Origin of the sequence: Synechococcus sp. M16.1, from assembly GCF_014279895.1 — a bacterium.
Taxonomy (GTDB): Bacteria; Cyanobacteriota; Cyanobacteriia; order PCC-6307; family Cyanobiaceae; genus Parasynechococcus.
Window position 1 is genome coordinate 1494432 of record NZ_CP047954.1, and the last position, 17621, is coordinate 1512052.

At 62.8% G+C, this 17621-nt stretch carries 20 protein-coding genes; 10 read left to right on the forward strand and 10 right to left on the reverse strand.

Translation table 11 applies throughout. The annotated features are described in order from the left end of the window. Positions 1-43: 43 nt before the first annotated feature. Together cysS and SynM161_RS08690 are read left to right on the forward strand one after the other, a co-directional pair. Entirely contained in the window at positions 44-1525 is a 1482-nt protein-coding gene (cysS, locus tag SynM161_RS08685) for a cysteine--tRNA ligase (protein WP_186540908.1), read from the forward strand. A 35-nt stretch (positions 1526-1560) separates the two neighbouring features. Then, positions 1561-1788, forward strand: coding sequence for a hypothetical protein (locus SynM161_RS08690; protein ID WP_115008620.1), 228 nt, complete (start codon positions 1561-1563; stop codon positions 1786-1788). A 20-nt stretch (positions 1789-1808) separates the two neighbouring features. Here SynM161_RS08690 and SynM161_RS08695 read toward each other — a convergent pair whose 3' ends face one another. Next, entirely contained in the window at positions 1809-3128 is a 1320-nt protein-coding gene (locus tag SynM161_RS08695; RefSeq protein ID WP_186495848.1) for a sodium-dependent transporter, read from the reverse strand. A gap of 79 nt (positions 3129-3207) precedes the next feature. Between SynM161_RS08695 and SynM161_RS08700 the strand changes: the two genes are divergently transcribed. The 3 genes from SynM161_RS08700 (at position 3208) to SynM161_RS08710 (ending at position 6189) form a co-directional block, all read left to right on the forward strand. Continuing rightward, positions 3208-4455, forward strand: a complete 1248-nt coding sequence (locus tag SynM161_RS08700) for a 1-deoxy-D-xylulose-5-phosphate reductoisomerase (RefSeq protein ID WP_186540909.1) — start codon at positions 3208-3210, stop codon at positions 4453-4455. A gap of 2 nt (positions 4456-4457) precedes the next feature. Continuing rightward, entirely contained in the window at positions 4458-4820 is a 363-nt protein-coding gene (locus SynM161_RS08705; protein ID WP_115132927.1) for a ferredoxin, read from the forward strand. A gap of 223 nt (positions 4821-5043) precedes the next feature. Beyond that, positions 5044-6189 (forward strand): fatty acid desaturase, encoded by a 1146-nt coding sequence (locus tag SynM161_RS08710; protein ID WP_186540910.1) that lies wholly within the window; start codon positions 5044-5046, stop codon positions 6187-6189. Positions 6190-6224: 35 nt separating this feature from the next. On the opposite strand, the gene SynM161_RS08715 is transcribed toward SynM161_RS08710, so the two are convergent. The 4 genes from SynM161_RS08715 to SynM161_RS08730 are packed head-to-tail and all read right to left on the reverse strand — an operon-like array spanning position 6225 to position 10112. Further along, complete coding sequence (locus tag SynM161_RS08715) at positions 6225-7256, reverse strand: alpha/beta fold hydrolase (RefSeq protein WP_186540911.1); 1032 nt, start codon at positions 7254-7256, stop codon at positions 6225-6227. After that, entirely contained in the window at positions 7256-8677 is a 1422-nt protein-coding gene (locus SynM161_RS08720; protein WP_186540913.1) for an NAD(P)(+) transhydrogenase (Re/Si-specific) subunit beta, read from the reverse strand. The genes SynM161_RS08715 and SynM161_RS08720 overlap by 1 nt, the downstream gene beginning before the upstream one ends. Beyond that, positions 8677-8973: an NAD(P) transhydrogenase subunit alpha gene (locus SynM161_RS08725; protein WP_011364925.1), complete on the reverse strand. Its 297-nt coding sequence runs from the start codon at positions 8971-8973 to the stop codon at positions 8677-8679. The genes SynM161_RS08720 and SynM161_RS08725 overlap by 1 nt, the downstream gene beginning before the upstream one ends. Next, entirely contained in the window at positions 8973-10112 is a 1140-nt protein-coding gene (locus SynM161_RS08730; RefSeq protein WP_255441761.1) for a Re/Si-specific NAD(P)(+) transhydrogenase subunit alpha, read from the reverse strand. Before SynM161_RS08730 ends, SynM161_RS08725 begins: the two co-directional genes overlap by 1 nt. A 124-nt stretch (positions 10113-10236) precedes the next feature. Between SynM161_RS08730 and SynM161_RS08735 the strand changes: the two genes are divergently transcribed. Beyond that, positions 10237-10815: an EF-1 guanine nucleotide exchange domain-containing protein gene (locus tag SynM161_RS08735; RefSeq protein ID WP_115008613.1), complete on the forward strand. Its 579-nt coding sequence runs from the start codon at positions 10237-10239 to the stop codon at positions 10813-10815. A gap of 48 nt (positions 10816-10863) precedes the next feature. Here the strand turns inward: SynM161_RS08735 and SynM161_RS08740 are convergent, their stop codons facing one another. Next, positions 10864-11097, reverse strand: coding sequence for a hypothetical protein (locus SynM161_RS08740; protein ID WP_136975370.1), 234 nt, complete (start codon positions 11095-11097; stop codon positions 10864-10866). Positions 11098-11124: 27 nt separating this feature from the next. Here SynM161_RS08740 and SynM161_RS08745 point away from each other — a divergent pair, with 27 nt between their 5' ends. The 3 genes from SynM161_RS08745 (at position 11125) to trxB (ending at position 14478) form a co-directional block, all read left to right on the forward strand. Next, on the forward strand, positions 11125-12642 hold the full coding sequence (locus SynM161_RS08745) for a DEAD/DEAH box helicase (protein ID WP_370593141.1): 1518 nt from the start codon (positions 11125-11127) through the stop codon (positions 12640-12642). Between the two features lie 97 nt (positions 12643-12739). Next, positions 12740-12988: a hypothetical protein gene (locus SynM161_RS08750; RefSeq protein ID WP_186540915.1), complete on the forward strand. Its 249-nt coding sequence runs from the start codon at positions 12740-12742 to the stop codon at positions 12986-12988. Between the two features lie 107 nt (positions 12989-13095). Next, positions 13096-14478: a thioredoxin-disulfide reductase gene (gene trxB, locus SynM161_RS08755; RefSeq protein WP_186540917.1), complete on the forward strand. Its 1383-nt coding sequence runs from the start codon at positions 13096-13098 to the stop codon at positions 14476-14478. A gap of 12 nt (positions 14479-14490) precedes the next feature. Here the strand turns inward: trxB and infA are convergent, their stop codons facing one another. Next, the gene (gene infA / locus SynM161_RS08760) at positions 14491-14760 is read right to left on the reverse strand and encodes a translation initiation factor IF-1 (protein ID WP_006041809.1); all 270 of its coding nucleotides are present in this window, start codon (positions 14758-14760) and stop codon (positions 14491-14493) included. A 202-nt stretch (positions 14761-14962) separates the two neighbouring features. Here infA and SynM161_RS08765 point away from each other — a divergent pair, with 202 nt between their 5' ends. Beyond that, a complete protein-coding gene (locus SynM161_RS08765; RefSeq protein WP_255441762.1) occupies positions 14963-15625 on the forward strand; it encodes a pseudouridine synthase in 663 nt (220 codons plus the stop codon). On the opposite strand, the gene SynM161_RS08770 is transcribed toward SynM161_RS08765, so the two are convergent. The 3 genes from SynM161_RS08770 to SynM161_RS08780 are packed head-to-tail and all read right to left on the reverse strand — an operon-like array spanning position 15558 to position 17616. Continuing rightward, on the reverse strand, positions 15558-16385 hold the full coding sequence (locus SynM161_RS08770; RefSeq protein WP_186540922.1) for a methyltransferase domain-containing protein: 828 nt from the start codon (positions 16383-16385) through the stop codon (positions 15558-15560). The genes SynM161_RS08765 and SynM161_RS08770 overlap by 68 nt on opposite strands. Further along, positions 16385-16600 (reverse strand): hypothetical protein, encoded by a 216-nt coding sequence (locus SynM161_RS08775; protein WP_186495858.1) that lies wholly within the window; start codon positions 16598-16600, stop codon positions 16385-16387. Before SynM161_RS08775 ends, SynM161_RS08770 begins: the two co-directional genes overlap by 1 nt. Positions 16601-16653: 53 nt before the next feature. Then, on the reverse strand, positions 16654-17616 hold the full coding sequence (locus SynM161_RS08780) for an NAD(P)H-binding protein (protein ID WP_186540924.1): 963 nt from the start codon (positions 17614-17616) through the stop codon (positions 16654-16656). Positions 17617-17621 lie beyond the last annotated feature (5 nt).

Here is a 17621-nt window from a genome sequence, read left to right on the forward strand (position 1 = left end):
CAGCCGAACAGGCCGTAGCCTCAGCCGCAGCTTCTGAACGGCTGTGTCCCTGCGGCTCACCAACACCCTCACCCGCCGCACCGAGCCGTTCACACCCCTAACCCCGGGGAAGGCGAGCATCTATTGCTGCGGCGTGACGGTCTACGACCTCTGCCACCTGGGCCATGCCCGCAGCTACATCAACTGGGATGTGCTGCGCCGCTATCTGATCTGGCGCGGCCTCGAGGTGACCTTCGTTCAGAACTTCACCGACATCGACGACAAGATCCTCAAACGGGCCGGCGAGGAGAACTCCTCGATGACGGAGGTGAGCGAGCGAAACATTGCCTCGTTCCACCAGGACATGGACGCCCTGGGGATCTTGCGGCCCGACCGGATGCCCCGCGCCACCCAGTGCCTGGATGGCATCCGCGCACTGATCGGCGAACTGGAAGCCAAGGGTGCGGCCTACAGCGCTGAAGGGGATGTGTATTTCGCGGTGATGAAGCATGCCGGTTACGGCAAGCTCAGCGGCCGCGACCTGAGCGAACAACAGGACAATGCCGCCGGGCGGGTGGCCGATGCCGAAGAGGCCCGCAAGCAGCACCCCTTCGATTTCGCGCTCTGGAAAGGGGCCAAACCCGGAGAGCCCAGCTTCCCCTCCCCCTGGGGTGAGGGACGCCCCGGCTGGCACATCGAATGTTCAGCCATGGTGCGGGCGGAACTCGGCGACACGATCGACATCCACCTGGGTGGTGCCGACCTGGTGTTCCCGCACCACGAAAACGAGATCGCCCAATCCGAAGCCGCCACCGGTCAAGACCTGGCCCGGGTGTGGATGCACAACGGCATGGTCAATGTGGGCGGCCAGAAGATGAGCAAGTCGCTCGGCAACTTCACCACCATCCGTGCGCTGCTGGAGAGCGGGGTCTCGGCGATGACCCTGCGCCTGTTTGTGCTGCAGGCCCACTACCGCAAACCGCTTGATTTCACCGCCGAGGCCCTTGAGGCCGCAGCCACCGGCTGGAAGGGTCTGAATGCAGCCCTAAGCCTTGGCGATCGTCACGGCGAGAGCCTCGGCTGGAGCACGGCCGCACCGCTCACAGAGGGCGCCATCACGGCCGATGGAGGTCCAGCCGACACCGCTCTGGTGGAGCTCGAACAACGCTTCATCAGCGCCATGGACGATGACCTGAACAGCTCGGGCGGACTGGCCGTGCTGTTCGATCTTGCCAAGCCCCTGCGGGCCCTCGCCAACCGGCTGGAACGGGGGGAAGACGCCACCCTGCCTGAGCCGGAGTTGAAGGGTCTGGAGGGGCGTTGGCAGCTGCTTCGACACCTGGCGGCAGTGCTGGGACTGCGCTCGGAAGCGGAAGCCGCCACCAGCCTCGACGACGGCGCGATTGATGCGGCCATCGCAGCCCGCAAGGCAGCGAAAGCAGCGAAGGATTACGCGGAAGCCGACCGGATCCGGGATGAGCTCGCCGCCCAAGGGGTGGAGCTGATCGACAAACCCGGCGGGGTGACGGAGTGGATCCGCGCCTGATCCCGTCAGACTGAACCCCGATCCTGTTGCTCCCCATGCTCTGGCTGAAGAAGCTGAACTTCATGGAAACCGCCAAGCTCGAGATGGAGCTGATGAAGGCCCTCGATGCCGGCGAGGATCTTGAGGCGAAGCTCACGGCTCAGAAGCAATTGGCCGCGTCCACGGGCGATGCGGAGCAAGCCTGGAAAGCAGAGGTGTGGGACAAGATGCTGCAGAGGATTCGCAAGATGGAATCCATGCTCAATTCTTCGGATCAGCCGTAGGCACTCGCCAGGCGAATCCTTCAGCTGGGGATCAGATCAACCACGCTGATCACCAGACCAACGGCGATCACCGGCGGCGAAATCCAGCGCAGCATCACCAGCAGAAAACGCTGCAGCCAGATCGGACTCCCCGAATGGCTGAGCTCCTCCTGAAAACGGGCGGGGAGCACCCAACCCAGCAACAGGGCCAGGAGCAAGCCCCCCAGAATCAGCAGCAGGCCCCCAAACACGGAATCCATCCAGCCGAGAACCTCCATGGAGGTGGCCGCGGGAAGACCGGCCACGAAGATCAATGCCGCGGACACCCAGACGGCCCGGGAGCGGCTCCACCCCAGGCGATCGATCAAACAGGCCACCGGCACCTCCAACAGCGACACCGCTGAGGTGATCGCTGCGATTAGGGCCAGTGCAAAAAAGAGCACCGCCACCAGCTGACCTGTGGCGCCCAGCGAGCCCAGGCCCGTAGGCAGCGCGATGAAGATCGTGCCCAGGGTTGAGCCACTGATCACATCCTGGAGGCCAAAGCTCATCACCACGGGGAAGGTAACCATGCCGGCCAGCAAGCCCACAGCGGTGTCCATCCCCACCACCGCCACGGCTTCCCGCGGCAGGTGGGCGCGCCGGCTCAGGTAGGCCGAATAGGCCAGGATGCAGCCGATACCCGTGCCAATCGAGAAGAAGGCCTGGGTGAAGGCATTACGAATCGTGGTGGGGTCCTGCAGCTGGCTGTTGTCCCAGCGGAGCAGGAAGGTGCGATAGCCCTCCGAGGCCCCATCAAGACCAGCGGCCCAAACCGCAAGGCCAATCAGCAGCACAAACAAGAGCGGCAGCCCCCAGCGGGACAACCGCTCAATGCCTCCGCGCACGCCGGCCGCAACCACAGCAGCAGTTGCCACCAGGCTGAGCAGCTGGCCGATCAAGGCGGAGCGGCCGCCACTGAGACCGGCAAAAAAGGCTTCCGCTGAAGCGATATCCGCTGGGAGCCCCTGGGTGAGGGTCTGCACCAGGGTGGCCCCGGTCCAACCCATCAACACGGCATAGAAGGCCAGGATTCCACTGGCCGCCAGCACGAACAGCCAACCCATCGGCTGCCAACGGCGACCGGCGGCCGCCACTGGCGCGAGCAGGGGGCTTTGGCCGGTGCTGCGCCCCAGCACCATTTCGGCCACCAGCACCGGCAGGCAGACCAACAGCACAATCACCACGTAGAGCAGCAGGAAGGCGCCGCCACCTCCCTGGGAGGCGCGGTAGGCAAAGCCCCAGAGATTGCCCAGACCCACGGCACTGCCTGCAGCCGCCAGGACAAACCCCAGGCCCGATCGCCACTGTTCCTTCGCCATGCGCTCTCCACAAGCTGTCCGCCAGCTTGCCAGCGTTCAACGGTCCTGGTGGGAGACTTGTCGCAACTGCCGGAACAGCATGAAAGCCATCAGCGTGCTGGGATCCACCGGTTCGATCGGCACCCAGACCCTCCAGATCGCCGAGGAGTTTCCGGAGCAGTTCCGCGTTGTGGCCCTGACGGCCGGCCGCAACCTGAAGCTTTTGGTTGACCAAGTTCAGAGGCATCGCCCTGAGGTGGTGGCCCTGGCCGATGCCGATCTCCTGCCCGAACTGCAGGAGCGTCTGCAGGATGCCGGCGTCACAGGCGCTGATGCACCCCAGTTAGTTGGAGGTGCTGACGGTCTCAACGTTGCTGCCGCCTGGGACAGCGCCGACCTTGTGGTGACGGGCATTGTTGGTTGCGCCGGTCTGTTGCCGACCCTGGCGGCGATCCGCGCCGGCAAAGACCTGGCTTTAGCGAACAAGGAAACGCTGATTGCAGCCGGCCCCGTGGTGCTGCCGGAGCTGAAGAAGAGCGGCAGCCGTCTGCTGCCGGCGGATTCGGAGCACTCGGCAATTTTCCAGTGCCTGCAGGGAACCCCCTGGGCTGAAAACGCACGCCTCTCCACCGGCGTGCCCACACCGGGGCTGCGCCGGATTCAGCTCACAGCCTCCGGCGGCGCCTTCCGCGACTGGACGGCCGCCGACCTTGAAAAGGCCACCGTTGCTGATGCCACCAGTCATCCCAACTGGAGCATGGGCCGCAAGATCACCGTGGATTCCGCCTCCTTGATGAACAAGGGGCTGGAGGTGATCGAAGCCCACTACCTGTTCGGCCTGGATTACGACCACATCGAGATCGTGATCCATCCCCAGAGCATCATCCATTCGATGATCGAGCTGGCGGATTCCTCCGTGCTGGCCCAACTGGGCTGGCCCGATATGAAGCTGCCGATCCTCTACTGCCTCAGCTGGCCTTCACGCCTCGAGACGCCATGGCGGCGACTGGATCTCACGGAAGTGGGTCAGCTCAGCTTCCGGGCCCCCGATCCCGCCAAGTACCCCTGCATGGAGCTGGCCTACGCCGCTGGACGCGCCGGCGGCACCATGCCTGCGGTGATGAATGCTGCCAACGAGGAAGCCGTGGCGCAGTTCCTCGAAGAGAAGATTCACTTCCTCGATATCCCCACAGTGATCGAGGCCGCCTGCGAGCGTCATAAACCCGATCTGATGGCCCAACCCCAGTTGGACGACGTGCTGCGGGTGGATCAGTGGGCGCGAACCGCCGTGCGAGAACAGGTGAACCGCGGTGTGACCCGTTTGCCTATGGGAGCGCTCGCCGCTTAGGCATGCAACGGGTCAGCCATCACCTCCTGCTCTGCGCAACCGCCACCAAAGCCAAATGCTGCGATTCAGCGCTTGGGGCACAAACCTGGAATGAACTGAAGAGCGTTGTTCGCGAACTGAATCTCGAAAACACGGAACGCCCGGAGGGGATTGTTCTGCGCAGCAAAGCCGATTGCCTCAGGGTGTGCGAACGAGGGCCGATTCTTCTGGTCTGGCCAGACGGAATTTGGTACGCCGACGTTTCGCCTGATCGCGTCAAAAGAATCATCGAACAACACATCATCGGCCAACAACCCGTTGAAGAATGGATCCTCAAAAGAACACCATTCGAGACAACCACTGGCGCCCCTTCAGGCGAAATTTGATCCCAAATAAATCCAGCAAAGCATGAGCGAAAGGCTCAATTTGCACCCAAGAGAAGGAACTCTGAGCAAAAAGAGCTTGAAATTCAGCCGTAATTCCAAACAACGAAATCCGAACAATTGCTATTGGGCTCTGGAGCACCATGCGCCCACAGGTCGCAGCCCAAGCAATTATGATGAAAACCTTAAAGCGCTAACTCATGAGCGCTTGTCTTGAGGCTTCCATTTGGCATTTGCAACAGCGACCCGACCCGCAAATCCAGCCCCTGAAGACAGCGCTGAATCAATCCTCTACCCGAGCAAGGCTGAGCTGCTCAGCGCCTTGCCAGCCGAGCTCTCCAAGCTGAGCCCAGTGAAGTCATGGGCGAGCCTGGCCATGTCTTCTGGCCTTTCGCTTCTGGCCGTCGGCCTTGGAACCCTGATTCCGCTCTCGGCAGCCGCCATCCCCCTCTGGCTCCTCTACGGCGTGATCACCGGCACCATCTCGATGGGCTGCTGGGTGATCGCCCATGAATGCGGCCATCACGCCTTCCACCCCAACCGCCGGATTGAAGGCGTTGTGGGCTTTGTGCTGCACAGCATTTTGCTTGTGCCGTACTACAGCTGGGCCCACAGCCACGCGGTTCACCACGCCCACTGCAATCACCTGGAACAGGGAGAAACCCATGTTCCGCCGCGGGCAACATCACCGATGGGGCGAACCACCGAAAAGCTCAAGCAGAGGTTGAATCCCACCGTCTTCGGGATCATTTCTCTGTTCAATCACCTCGTGATTGGCTGGCAGCTTTATCTCTTCCTGGGCGCCACCGGCGGCGAGGACTACGACTCCCCCACCTCTCATTTCTGGAATCGCAAGCGCAATTTCAACGGCAAACGCCGCCTTTTCCCTCAGTCCTTCGGCAAATGGATGCTGCGATCCAACCTGGGATTGCTCGCCATAATTGCCCTGTTGATCATCGCCTCTGTGCAGTTTTCCCTGCTCCGTGTGCTGTGCGTCTATGGCCTGCCCTACCTGGTGATCAACATGTGGCTGACCACCTACACCTGGCTGCAGCACACCAACACCGATATCCCTCACTTCTCCAACGAAACCTGGACTTGGTCGAAGGGTGCCCTGCAAACGGTTGATCGTCCCTACGGGCCCATCCTCAACCTGCTGCACCATGGAATCGGCTCAACCCACGTGTGCCATCACGTGAATTCATCGATTCCGCATTACAACGCCTGGCGTGGAACTCAACTGCTGAGGCAGAGGTTCCCTGAGCTGGTGCGCTACGACTCCACACCGATCCACAAAGCGCTGTGGAGGATTGCCACCCGCTGTGGTGGCGCTGTGTACCAGAACCCAAGCGATCGGGCCTTCTACTACTGAAGTGCGGAGGCCCCACAACAAGTGGGGCACACGGCTTAACCAGCAACAACGTCCCTGAGCCAGGCCGCCGCCAGCTGGTCGCCCCAGCAGCCGTCGCGGCCATGGAAGCCGTTGTGCCCTCCCCGTGGCGTGAACAAGGTGCGAATCGCAGCCTCCGGCGGCAGCGCCTCTGCGAGATCCATTGCAGAGGAAGCAGGAACCCAAGGATCATCCAGGGCCTGCAGCAGCAAGGTGGGCGGCATCGCTTTACAGGCGGGCACCAGATGCTGCAGGGGTGAAGCCTCGCGGTAGTAGGCCTCCACATCAGCAAACCCCCAGCGGGGAGCCGTCACGGCACTGTCGAAATCACGAATCGAACGAGGGGGCGTCGCCTGCAGCTTGGCTTCCTCGTCGGCGCTCACCCCAAAGGGATCTGCCAGGGTCTGACGCACCAACCGCTTGAGCAGCCAGCGTTGGTAAACCCGATTGCGCGGTCGCTCGATCGAGGCGCTGCAGGCCGCCAGATCCAGGGGACTGCTGGCACAGAAGAGGCCATCAAGCACACCGGGGGAAGCCAGAGCGGCATTGAGCAGCATCGTGCCGCCCAGGGAGATGCCTGCCCCCAGCAGTGGGCGACCCGCCGCCAAGCTTCGGGCCCGAGCAATCACCGGCAGCAGATCGCTGTTGCAGCGTGCTGCATACGTGCCACCCGCAAGGTGGCGGCCTGGATCAGCACCGCGCAGGTTGAGGCGCAGCACTGCAAAACCGGCGGCCTGGAGCGTCACACCCATCCGCCTCAGGCCTTCCCGGGAACTGGATCCACCCAGCCCATGGAGCAGCAAAACCAAGCCTTTGGGGTCCCCTTCCGGCAGATCGAGCAGGGCCAGCAACGACCCGGCAGCCGCCGCTCCACTGGGCAGGGCTGGCACGGGAATTTCAATCGGAACCCCTTGATCGTGGGGGAGATCCACCTCGCGCAGGGTGTCGCGCAGGGTTTGCAGGTCACCGCCAATCCAGGGCCAGCGCTGCTCAAACGACGGAACCCCCAGCCGCTCCCGCAGCTGGGGGTTATCCACGCCGCGGGCCATCACTTCTTGCCCAGTCCCAGATCCTTGAGTTCCACCAGGAGATCGCCAAGCACCTTCTTGGCATCGCCGAACAGCATCGAGGTGTTGGCCAGCTCGAACAGATCGTTCTTGATGCCGGAGTAGCCAGCGCTCATGCCCCGTTTCACCACGAACACCGTGCGGGCGTCCTGCACATCCAGAACGGGCATGCCGTAGAGCGGCGAATTGGGGTCGTTCTTGGCCTGGGGATTGACCACATCATTGGCACCCAGCACCAACACCACGTCGGTGGCAGGGAACTCGGGATTGATCTGATCCATCTCCTGCAGCTGCTCGTAGGGCACATCGGCCTCAGCCAGGAGCACGTTCATGTGACCCGGCATACGACCGGCCACCGGGTGAATGGCATAGGCCACATCGATACCAGCGCTCTCCAGCACCCGAGTCACTTCCCTGAGCGTGTGTTGCGCCTGAGCCACGGCCAAGCCATAGCCCGGAACAATCACCACCCGTTCAGCGGCCTCAAGGGTGAGAGCGCACTCCTCAACACTGCAGCTGGTGATGTTGGTGTATTCACCGCCGCCACCGCCTGCAGCGGTCGTGGCACCCAGGGCGCCACCGAACAGCACAGACACCAGGGAACGGTTCATGCCGTTGCACATCACCTGGGTGAGGATCAGGCCAGCAGCACCAACCATGGCGCCGGCCACGATCAGCAACTGGCTGCCCACCACGAAACCGGCAGCAGCGGCAGCCACACCGGAATAGCTGTTCAGCAGGGAGATCACCACGGGCATGTCGGCGCCGCCGATCGGCAGCGTCACCCCGATTCCCAGCAGCCCGGAGGCCACCACCAGCAGCCAGAGGCCCGTGCTCGAATCAGCGTTGCGCAGCATCTCAACGGCACCCACAAGGGATGCCACCGCCAGCGCAATATTCACGGCGTGGCGCGCCTTGCTCTGCATCCAAGCCGGCGTGGACAGCCAACCCTGCAGCTTGGCCATGGCCACGATCGAGCCGGTGAAGGTGATCGCACCCACGAACACGGAGACAACGATCGACACCACGGCCACAGGGCCTGCCGCATCGAGGGCCGCCGGGTAAAGCGCAGCAGCCAGAGCCACCAGCAGTGACGACATGCCACCGCAGCCGTTGAAGAGGGCGACCGTCTCCGGCATCGAGGTCATCGGCACCCGCTGGGCGGTGATGGCGCCGAGCACACCACCCACCAACGTTCCGGCGATGATCCAGGTCCAGGCGGCGATGCTGATGCCGCTGGTGCCGAGGTAGTTGATCAGCAGACCCAGCACCGCAAGGCCCATGGCCACAGCGGCCAGCTGGTTGGCGCCCCTGGCGGAACGCACCTTGGAGAGACCTTTGATGCCGAGGGCCAGCAGCAGAACCGCAACCAGCTCGATCGCGTATTTGAGAAGGTCAGTCATCAGCGGTTCTCCTTGCGAGCAGGCTTGCGGCTGAACATGGCCAGCATGCGATCGGTCACGAGGAAGCCACCGATCACGTTGAACAGGGCAAAGCCCAGCGAGACGGAACCGAGCAGCAACAGCACGGTGTTGTCGCCGGCTTTGATGATGGCGGTGAGTGCTGCCAACACGGTGATGCCCGAGATGGCATTGGCACCACTCATCAAAGGAGTGTGCAGGGTGGGGGGAACCTTGCCGATCAGCTCCAGCCCAAGCAGGCTGCCAAGCAGGAGAACCCAGAGGAATTCAACAAACATCAGTTGGCACCTGGGGTAAGGACATCGCCACGACGGATGGTGCCGTCCTGGGCGATCAGACAGCCGGCGATCAGTTCATCCTCGGGATCAAGGCTGAGGACGCCGTCCTTCAAGGTGGGCTCCAGCAGAGCCACGAGGTTGCGGGCGTAGAGCGCACTGGCGTGATTGGGAACACTGCAGGGCAGGTCGTTACCACCGATCAGCTTCACACCCTTGCGATCCACGGTCTTGCCAGGAACGGTGTCGGCACAGTTGCCGCCCTGGGCCACGGCCAGATCCACCACCACCGCGCCGGGGCGCATCCGATCGAGCATGTCCTCGCTGATCAGACGCGGAGCGCGGCGGCCGGGCACCTGGGCGGTGCAGATGGCCACGTCGGCCTCCGCCAGCTGATCCGACAGCTGCTGACGCTGGGCCGCCAGGAAGGCATCGGAGGCCTGTTTGGCATAGCCACCGGATTCCGAAGGCTTGTCCTCCATTTCCGGAGGCTCAATGAAACGGGCGCCGAGGGATTCCACCTGCTCCTTCACCGCAGGTCTGATGTCACTGACGTACACGACAGCACCCAGACGGCGCGCCGTGGCCACGGCCTGAAGGCCGGCCACACCGGCTCCAAGAATCACCACCTTGGCCGGCTGAACGGTGCCCGCCGCCGTCATCAGCATCGGGAAGTAACGGTCCAGCGCGGCGGAGGCCAGCAGCACAGACTTGTAGCCCGCGATGTTGGCCTGGGAAGACAGCGCATCGGCGGACTGCGCCCGGCTGATCCGGGGCAACAGCTCGAGCGCCATGGCTGAAAGGCCGCTGCGCTTCAGGGCGGCCGTCAGCTCTTCGTTGGCGTAGGGAGACAGCAGACCCACCACCAGCGCTCCCTGGCGCAGGCAGGCCAGGGTGGCTGCGCTCGGCGATTGAACGCAGAGGAGAACGTCGGCCTGACCCCAGGCCGACGTGTCTCCTTTCTCAATGAGATCTGCACCCTGCTCGGCGTAGGCCTCATCGAGGTAACCGGAAGGGGTACCGGCTCCGCATTCGACTGCGACGCTGCAGCCCAATGAGATGAATTTTTTGACCGTGTCCGGCGTTGCCGCGACCCGGGTTTCTCCCGGTGTCGACTCCACCGGTATCAGAAGTCTGGGCAAGGCGAACACATCCACCGACCCAAGCGAGGTTACGAGGTCGCCTTCTCGCGATCAGGAACCTTCCTGAAGAAAGGCCCTCAGTTCTGTCGCTCTTGCTACGTGAAGTGCACCCTCTGTGCTCCCCATGGGCCTCAGCGCAATCGAGTGTCCGGACGGCCTCTGCCACAGCCACCACGGTGGCCATGCCGTTGAACGAGAAACCATGCAGTCCACCCTCCAGTTGCACGGCAAAGACTGGTGTGAACGGCTGGCGGAGCGGATTTATGAAATCTCCGTCGACACCTTTTCGCAAAGCGTGATGCCGAGCCTGCACACGGCCGGCTGGCAGCGACGCCATCTCGACTGGGAGTTCAAGCTCAACGACGGCGAGAGCGAACCCGATCGCACCCTGGTGGACGGGATGATCAACGCCACGGAAAGCTTCCTGCGCAGCAGCGAGGTGCACCGCCTGTTCATCCAGGAACTCGTGCAGGGCACCTTCGCGGAGGCCGAAAACGACGACCTGCGCATTCAGGCGGTGCGCACCTTGGTGGAGACCGAGATCGTGGCGATGCTTGAGGAGCACAAAGAGGAGCTGCTGGATCGGCTCGCTCAGCAGCTGCTGGACACCGCCAAGGGGGATTTCACGGCAGCTCGCTCCGCCTCGGAGGAGGCCTTGAAGGAGGTGGAGCACCTGGTGGTTAACCACGCCGAAGCGCTCTGAAGCAGGCGCTCTACAGCAAGCGCTGAGGATCCAAGACTTGCTGCCGGATCAGACGATCGGCAGCACTTCCTGTTCGAGGCCGGCGGCCCCGTTCACCTCTCCGCGGCGGTGCAGGACGCGGGCCCGAAGAATCAACGGATCGATGTCGCATTCGAGTTGCCAGCAGCCATCGAGCTGGTCGCGCTGCTGATCGAGGGGGCTGCTGAAGAAACGACGTTGGGCCATGGCGATGGGCGGGACCCGATCCCGATGGAGCTGATGGCCGGACGGTAGAGATGCCACGGCGCAAAGGAATGGTTAAAAAGACTCATCTTCCCGGGAGGTGATATCTCAGCCGTCAGCTTCAACCTCCCGGCCAGGCAAACCACGAACGAGGTCCAGGCCCGCCAGGTTCAACCAAGACAAGTTCAACCAAGGCACGTTCAACCAAGACACGTTCAACCAAGACAGTGGCAGCAACAGCTGATCCAGCTGCTGCGGCGCAGGCTCGAGCTCGAGGGCAGCAGCCGCGACCTGCTGGTGTTTGCCGGCCCCGGGGCAGGCAAAACCCTCGGGGCCTTGCTGGGATTCCGCGCCATGCGCGATCAAGGCCGGCTGGACCATTTCCTGGTCTTCTGCCACCGAACCTCAATCCTCAATCAATGGAAATCCGCCGCGGCGCGTCTTGGCTTGCGGCTGGAGGAGTGGCCCTGCCCGCCGGAGCAAAGCCAGGACGCCGATGGCTTGTTGGTGACCTATCAGGGGGCCGGTCGCCAGCGCGAGGCTTTGGGGGCACGACTCGTGCAATGGGGCCTGAGCTCCTGCATGGCGATCGCCGATGAGGCCCATCATCTCGGCGTTGATCCCGACGAACCGGATGCCACCGCCTGGGGGCAGACCTTTCTGGAGCTGACCGGCAGCGTGCGGCTGCGCCTGGGGCTCACGGGCACCCCCTTTCGTGCCGACAACCTGGCGTTCTGCGCCGCCCGGCGCATGCGTGTGCGGCTCGATGACGGCGGGTGGGTTGAGCAGATCCGACCGGATCTCTGCGTTGAACCCAGGGACTTGATCGCCGCAGGGGATGTGCGCCCCCTGGAGTTCCGTTTTCAGGACGGCTGGGTGGAACACAGCCGCGAAGGACAACCCGACCGCGACGTTTCCCCCCTCTCGGCGGAACAACGGGAAAGCTGGCGCGCGCGAAACCTGCGTCGCGCCATCCGCCTGGCCGACAGCAGCAGCATTGGCCAGCAGGTGCTGCTGCGCGCCCAGCAGAAGCTGAACCTGTTGCGTGAGCGACAGCCGCAGGCTGCTGGTCTTGTGATCGCCCGCGACATCAGCCACGCCGAAGCCATCAGCCGGGTGTTGATTGACGACGGCAACCGAGTGGAGTTGATCCATTCCCAGAGTCCCCAAGCTACGGAGCGCTTGAACGCCTTCCAAAGCGGTGACGCCGATTGGCTGGTGAGCATCGACATGTGCGCGGAAGGCTTTGATGCGCCACGTCTGCGGGTGGTGGCCTACCTGACCACCGTGGTGACCCGAAGCCGTTTCGTGCAGGGCATCACCCGGGCCGTGCGGATGACGCCCGAACTGGCCGCCCGCGAAGCCATTCCCAGAGAAGCCTCCTACGTCTTTGCTCCAGCAGACCCACTGCTGATGGACTACGCCCGCTCATGGTCGGTGGCCGAGCCCTATGTGCTGCGGCCTCAGGAGCAGGAGGCCGAAGACGAGCAGCCGGGGGTTGGAACATGGCGCGGACCGAGCCTTCCCCTGGAAGCGGTGGAGGACGGAGCCGGTGCCGTGATCCGGCTGAAAACGCCCGAATTGCCCGCTTTTTTGCAGCGCTGAGCACAGCATTGGCCAGAGGAAAATGCGAACTTGTGCAAATGGGCGCCCTCAAAGGGACCCCTGGTCCGCCAACCTGATCAACAACGAGGAGAGAGCCATGGATGCCGCAATGGAACGCCGGATCGTCGTTGCAACAGGCTGGGCATCCACGCGCATCGCAGTCCTGGACAAGGAAGAGCGCTATGAAGACAGTTATGCGATAACGCAAGAATTCTGCGAGTGGATCACAACCATCGGCGAAAACATGGAGATGCTCGAGGCCAATGTTTTGGCGGCTCCGCGCAACCCGAGCAAACGGCGCCCGATTCACGACCCAAGCTCCAACGACTCACAAGTTGAAATCTGAAGTTTTTCTTAAATTCCTCGAAACTTCATTCATTCATTTCCAAGCCTTTGCTCACGTCGGCTTCCAACAGGGCTTTAGATTTAACTCATAGTCAATTCGCTTAAGCGGTGGGTCAAGATGGTACGGATCACGTCGAAAACCTGGTCATTGTTGGGTCGGGGCCAGCCGGGTACACAGCCGCCATCTACGCAGCACGAGCCAACCTGCAACCGCTGCTGATCACTGGGTTCCAGCGCGGTGGCATCCCCGGTGGCCAGCTGATGACCACCACCCATGTGGAGAATTTTCCGGGCTTCCCTGATGGTGTGCTCGGGCCCGACCTGATGGACCTTATGAAGTCCCAAGCCGTGCGTTGGGGCACCCAACTGCTGGAAGCAGATGCCGACAGCATTGATCTCAGCTCCAAGCCTTATTGCATTGAGGTGGAAGGCCAGACCATCCGCACCCACGCCCTGGTGATCGCCACCGGCGCCAGTGCCAACCGCCTCCAACTTCCCTCAGAGCAAACCTTCTGGAGCAAAGGCATCAGCGCCTGTGCGATCTGTGACGGCGCCACACCGCAGTTCCGCAATGAGGAACTCGCCGTGGTGGGCGGCGGCGACTCCGCCTGCGAGGAGGCGGTGTACCTCACCAAGTACGGAAGCCATGTGCATCTGGTGGTGCGCTCCGACAAGCTCCGCGCCAGTGCCGCGATGGCTGATCGGGTGTTGGCCAACGACGCGATCACGGTGCACTGGAACAGCGAAATCGAGGACGTGAGCGGGGACGACTGGATGCAGTCGATGACCCTGCGCAATCGCATCGAGGCCAGTTCATCCACCATCGCCGTTAAGGGGCTCTTCTATGCCATCGGCCACACCCCCAACACCGATCTGCTTCAGGGGCAAATCGATCTGGACGACAAGGGTTACCTGACAACGCAACCCGGACGACCGGAAACATCCATGGAAGGCGTTTTCGCGGCCGGCGATGTGGCCGATGCCGAATGGCGACAGGGCATCACCGCAGCTGGCAGCGGCTGCAAGGCGGCCTTGGCAGCGGAGCGCTGGCTGAGTCACCACAACCTGGCCACCCGGGTGCAGCGTGAGCAGGTGGAGCCGGCGGTGGCCGAACGCCCGGTCAATGTGGATGTCACCACGGAAGCCACCTACGACCCCCAAGGGCTTTGGCAGAAAGGGAGCTTTGCCCTGCGCAAGCTGTATCACGACAGCGCCAAGCCGCTGCTGGTGATTTACACCTCACCGAGTTGTGGACCTTGCCACGTGCTGAAACCCCAGTTGCAACGAGTGATTGAAGAACTGGATGGATCCGCCCAAGCCGTTGTGATCGACATCGAAGCCGATCAGGAGATCGCTGAACAGGCAGGAGTGAACGGCACACCCACAGTGCAGCTATTCCACAACAAGGCCATGGTGAAGCAGTGGCGCGGCGTGAAGCAGCGCAGTGAATTCAAAGCTGCGATTGAAGCTTGCCTTCAGGCTGCTACCTGAGGGCGACAGCCCTCAGCGGCGGCGCGGTCCGCCGGGGCGGTTGCCGCCGGGACGACCGCCGGGAGCACCGGCATTGCGCTCGCGGTAGGTGATGCGGCCGCGGGTGAGGTCGTAGGGGCTGATCTCCACCAGCACCTTGTCACCAGCGAGCAATTTGATCCGGAACTTGGTGAGCTTTCCAGCGGCTCTGCAGAGGCATTGGTGGCCAGCAGGCTGCTCGAGGGTGACCAGATAGAACCCGTTGCCCTGTTCCTTCTCGATCACGCCCGAGGTTTCGATCATGCGCTGGTGGCCAGTTCTGTCTTGCTGCGGCCAGTTTAGAAGGCCACTTGCACCCCGCAGAGACAACACAGCCCTTAGGCTCCAACGCCGACACACATCCCCCCTGCCGTGATTCTCCCCCCGTTGAGCCTGGATCTCGGCCTGCTGTTGATCTCCATTGGCGTGGTCAACCTGTGGAGGATGCGCGAAAACGCAAGCTGACTTGACGACGCTGCTGCTGAACAAGCCCTACGGGGTTTTGAGTCAATTCACGCCGGAGGAAGGAAGCCTCTGGCGTTGCCTGAGCGACTTTGTTGATGTGCCCCAGGTGTATGCCGCGGGCCGACTCGATGCCGACAGCGAGGGGCTGCTGATCCTCACCAGCAACGGACGTTTGCAACAGCGCCTCACCGACCCTCGCTTTGGCCATTGGCGCAGCTACTGGGCGCAGGTGGAAGGGACGCCCAACGCCGCTCAACTGCAACAGCTCTGCGATGGGGTTGTGGTTCAGGGGCGCCGGACCTTGCCGGCGAAGGCGCGCTGGCTTCAGGGCCAAGACCAACCGCAGTTGCCCGAACGAACACCTCCGATTCGTTTTCGCGCTGCGATTCCCACCAGTTGGTTGCAGCTGTCCCTCACCGAGGGGCGCAACCGGCAGGTGCGCCGGATGACGGCGGCTGTTGGCCTGCCGACGTTGCGTCTGGTGCGCTGCTGCATCGATCTGATGGACAACGGTCCCCCTCTGGACCTCACGGGCCTTCAACCCGGCAGTTGGCGAGTGGTGACTGCAGCTGAACAGGAACGGCTCAACCGGCTGATCAGCAGCAGCTCAAGGGCTGGTGCTCAGCGGGGAGGACATCGGCGGGGAGGGCACCGACGAGGGTGACCGCCCGGAATTCAATGCCCTCCACCACACGCCAGGGCTGCTCACTGCGATCGGCGTAGCGAACCTGCTCAAAGCCAAGAGCTTCGAAGGCCTCCAGGAAGGCCTGCTCCTGCCATGCGCCGCTGATGCAGCCACTCCAGAGATCAGGGTCCTGCTGCAAACGCAGGGGCACCACCTGATCGCAAACAATGTCGCTGATGGCAACGCGACCATTGGGGGCCAGGACCCGGCGAATGTTGGCCAGGAGCCTGTCGCGTGCTGATGGGTTCACAAGGTTGAGCACACAGTTGCTCAGCACCACATCGATCGAAGCGTCAGCGATCAGGGGTTCACCTGTGGCCGTGGGGGCATCCAGGGCTTCGATGGCCCCATCAACAAAACGGACGTTGTCGAAGCCCACGGCTGAAGCAACAACCGGGATCGCTTGACGCGACAAGGCCAGCATGTCGGCGTTGCGGTCCACACCGGTCACACGGCCGGATGCACCGACAATTTGGCTGCAGATGAAGGCGTTTTTTCCGCTACCGCTGCCCAGGTCCAGCACGCGGTCCCCTTGCTTCACCCAGCGGGTGGGGTCACCACAGCCGTAATCCCGTTCAACGACTGCATCAGGAATCACCTTGAGCAGGGCAGGGTCGAAGCCGACCGGGGTGCAAAGGCAGGCTTCCTGCTCTTGGGCCGCAGCCCCGTAGCGGGCTTCCACCGCCTGGGTTTGATCCAGCGACTGGGGCACTGGGGACGAACAACACGGTTCCGCCATCAACCGATCGACTCCTGCAGCTCACGCACCACATTCCACTGGCCGTACCAGTAGTTGGCCTCAGCCCGTCGATCGGGGTCCTCCACACCATCCACCGCATCGGGGCCCACCGACTTCCACAACTCATGGCCACAGACGCGGTTGAGGCCTTGTTCCGCCTCATCCGACAACAACTGCAGACGCCGCTGCAGATTTTTGAGCTGAGCGACAGCCATCAGAACAGGAGCAATTGAGGCGATAGTACAAAAGAACCAAGAGGGATCAAGGTTCAGAAGGGCAGCTTTTTCTTCGCGTCCTTGTCGAGATCGGCTTCCATCTCGCGAAGGCGCTTCAGGATCGTGTCGTAGTACTCACCGATGTAGCCCTCCATGTCCGTGGTCTCCGAGGCCTCAAGACCGAAGGCGGCGTAGCTGTTCTGCATGGGGGCATCCAGGGTCTGACCGCTGCCGGTGACCTCAGCAAAAGCCAAGCGCTCCGCCACGTTGACGGCGGGTTCGAAGAAGGACGCCACCCCCTGCATCAGGTTCATCAGGACGGGCTGCACACGAAACACGCGGGCTGTCTTGCCACTGCAGCGTTCACAGAGCTGCACCAGTTCGCCGGTGTTCCAGGCCTTGGGGCCAACAACGGGGTAGGTGCCACGCACGGTTTCCTCCCGCTCGAGCGCCGCAACGGCGAAGCGGGCCATGTCCTGAGTGTTCATGTAGGCGATGGCCGTGGGGCTGCCACTGACCCACACCGTCTGGCTCTCCAGAACAGGAATGGCGAACTGACTGATCACCCCCTGCATGAAGGCGGCACCCTGCAGGATCGTGTAGTCGAAATCCGACGACTCCAGCAGTTTCTCGGTGCAGGCCTTGATGTCCATCAAGGGAACCTGCCGGTGCTGATGCGCACCCAGCAGTGAGAGAAAGACAAAGCGCTTCACCTCTGCCCGCTCACAGGCACGAAGCAGATTGAGCTTTCCGTCCCAATCCGTTTCGTAGATGCTGCGGGGGTCGTTGGGGCGACTGGTGGATGCATCGATCACGGCATCCATGCCCTCAAGGGCGTAATCGAGGCTGTCGGGCTCCAACAGGTCACCCCGGGTCAGCTCACAACCCCATTCCTGCAGAAAGGCAGCCTTGCGAGGGGTCCGCACCATGCAGCGCACCTGGTGGCCGGCATCAAGGGCACGACGGGCGACCTGTCGTCCCAGGGTGCCGGTGCCACCCACCACAAGCACTTGCATCGGCG

Coding starts and splice junctions, on each gene's coding strand:
- SynM161_RS08690 (WP_115008620.1), top strand. CDS start 1,561: ATGCTCTGGCTGAAGAAGCTGAACTTCATGGAAACCGCCAAGCTCGAG.
- SynM161_RS08695 (WP_186495848.1), bottom strand. CDS start 3,128: ATGGCGAAGGAACAGTGGCGATCGGGCCTGGGGTTTGTCCTGGCGGCT.
- SynM161_RS08700 (WP_186540909.1), top strand. CDS start 3,208: ATGAAAGCCATCAGCGTGCTGGGATCCACCGGTTCGATCGGCACCCAG.
- SynM161_RS08705 (WP_115132927.1), top strand. CDS start 4,458: ATGCAACGGGTCAGCCATCACCTCCTGCTCTGCGCAACCGCCACCAAA.
- SynM161_RS08715 (WP_186540911.1), bottom strand. CDS start 7,256: ATGGCCCGCGGCGTGGATAACCCCCAGCTGCGGGAGCGGCTGGGGGTT.
- SynM161_RS08720 (WP_186540913.1), bottom strand. CDS start 8,677: ATGACTGACCTTCTCAAATACGCGATCGAGCTGGTTGCGGTTCTGCTG.
- SynM161_RS08725 (WP_011364925.1), bottom strand. CDS start 8,973: ATGTTTGTTGAATTCCTCTGGGTTCTCCTGCTTGGCAGCCTGCTTGGG.
- SynM161_RS08735 (WP_115008613.1), top strand. CDS start 10,237: ATGGGCCTCAGCGCAATCGAGTGTCCGGACGGCCTCTGCCACAGCCAC.
- SynM161_RS08750 (WP_186540915.1), top strand. CDS start 12,740: ATGGATGCCGCAATGGAACGCCGGATCGTCGTTGCAACAGGCTGGGCA.
- infA (WP_006041809.1), bottom strand. CDS start 14,760: ATGATCGAAACCTCGGGCGTGATCGAGAAGGAACAGGGCAACGGGTTC.
- SynM161_RS08770 (WP_186540922.1), bottom strand. CDS start 16,385: ATGGCGGAACCGTGTTGTTCGTCCCCAGTGCCCCAGTCGCTGGATCAA.
- SynM161_RS08775 (WP_186495858.1), bottom strand. CDS start 16,600: ATGGCTGTCGCTCAGCTCAAAAATCTGCAGCGGCGTCTGCAGTTGTTG.
- SynM161_RS08780 (WP_186540924.1), bottom strand. CDS start 17,616: ATGCAAGTGCTTGTGGTGGGTGGCACCGGCACCCTGGGACGACAGGTC.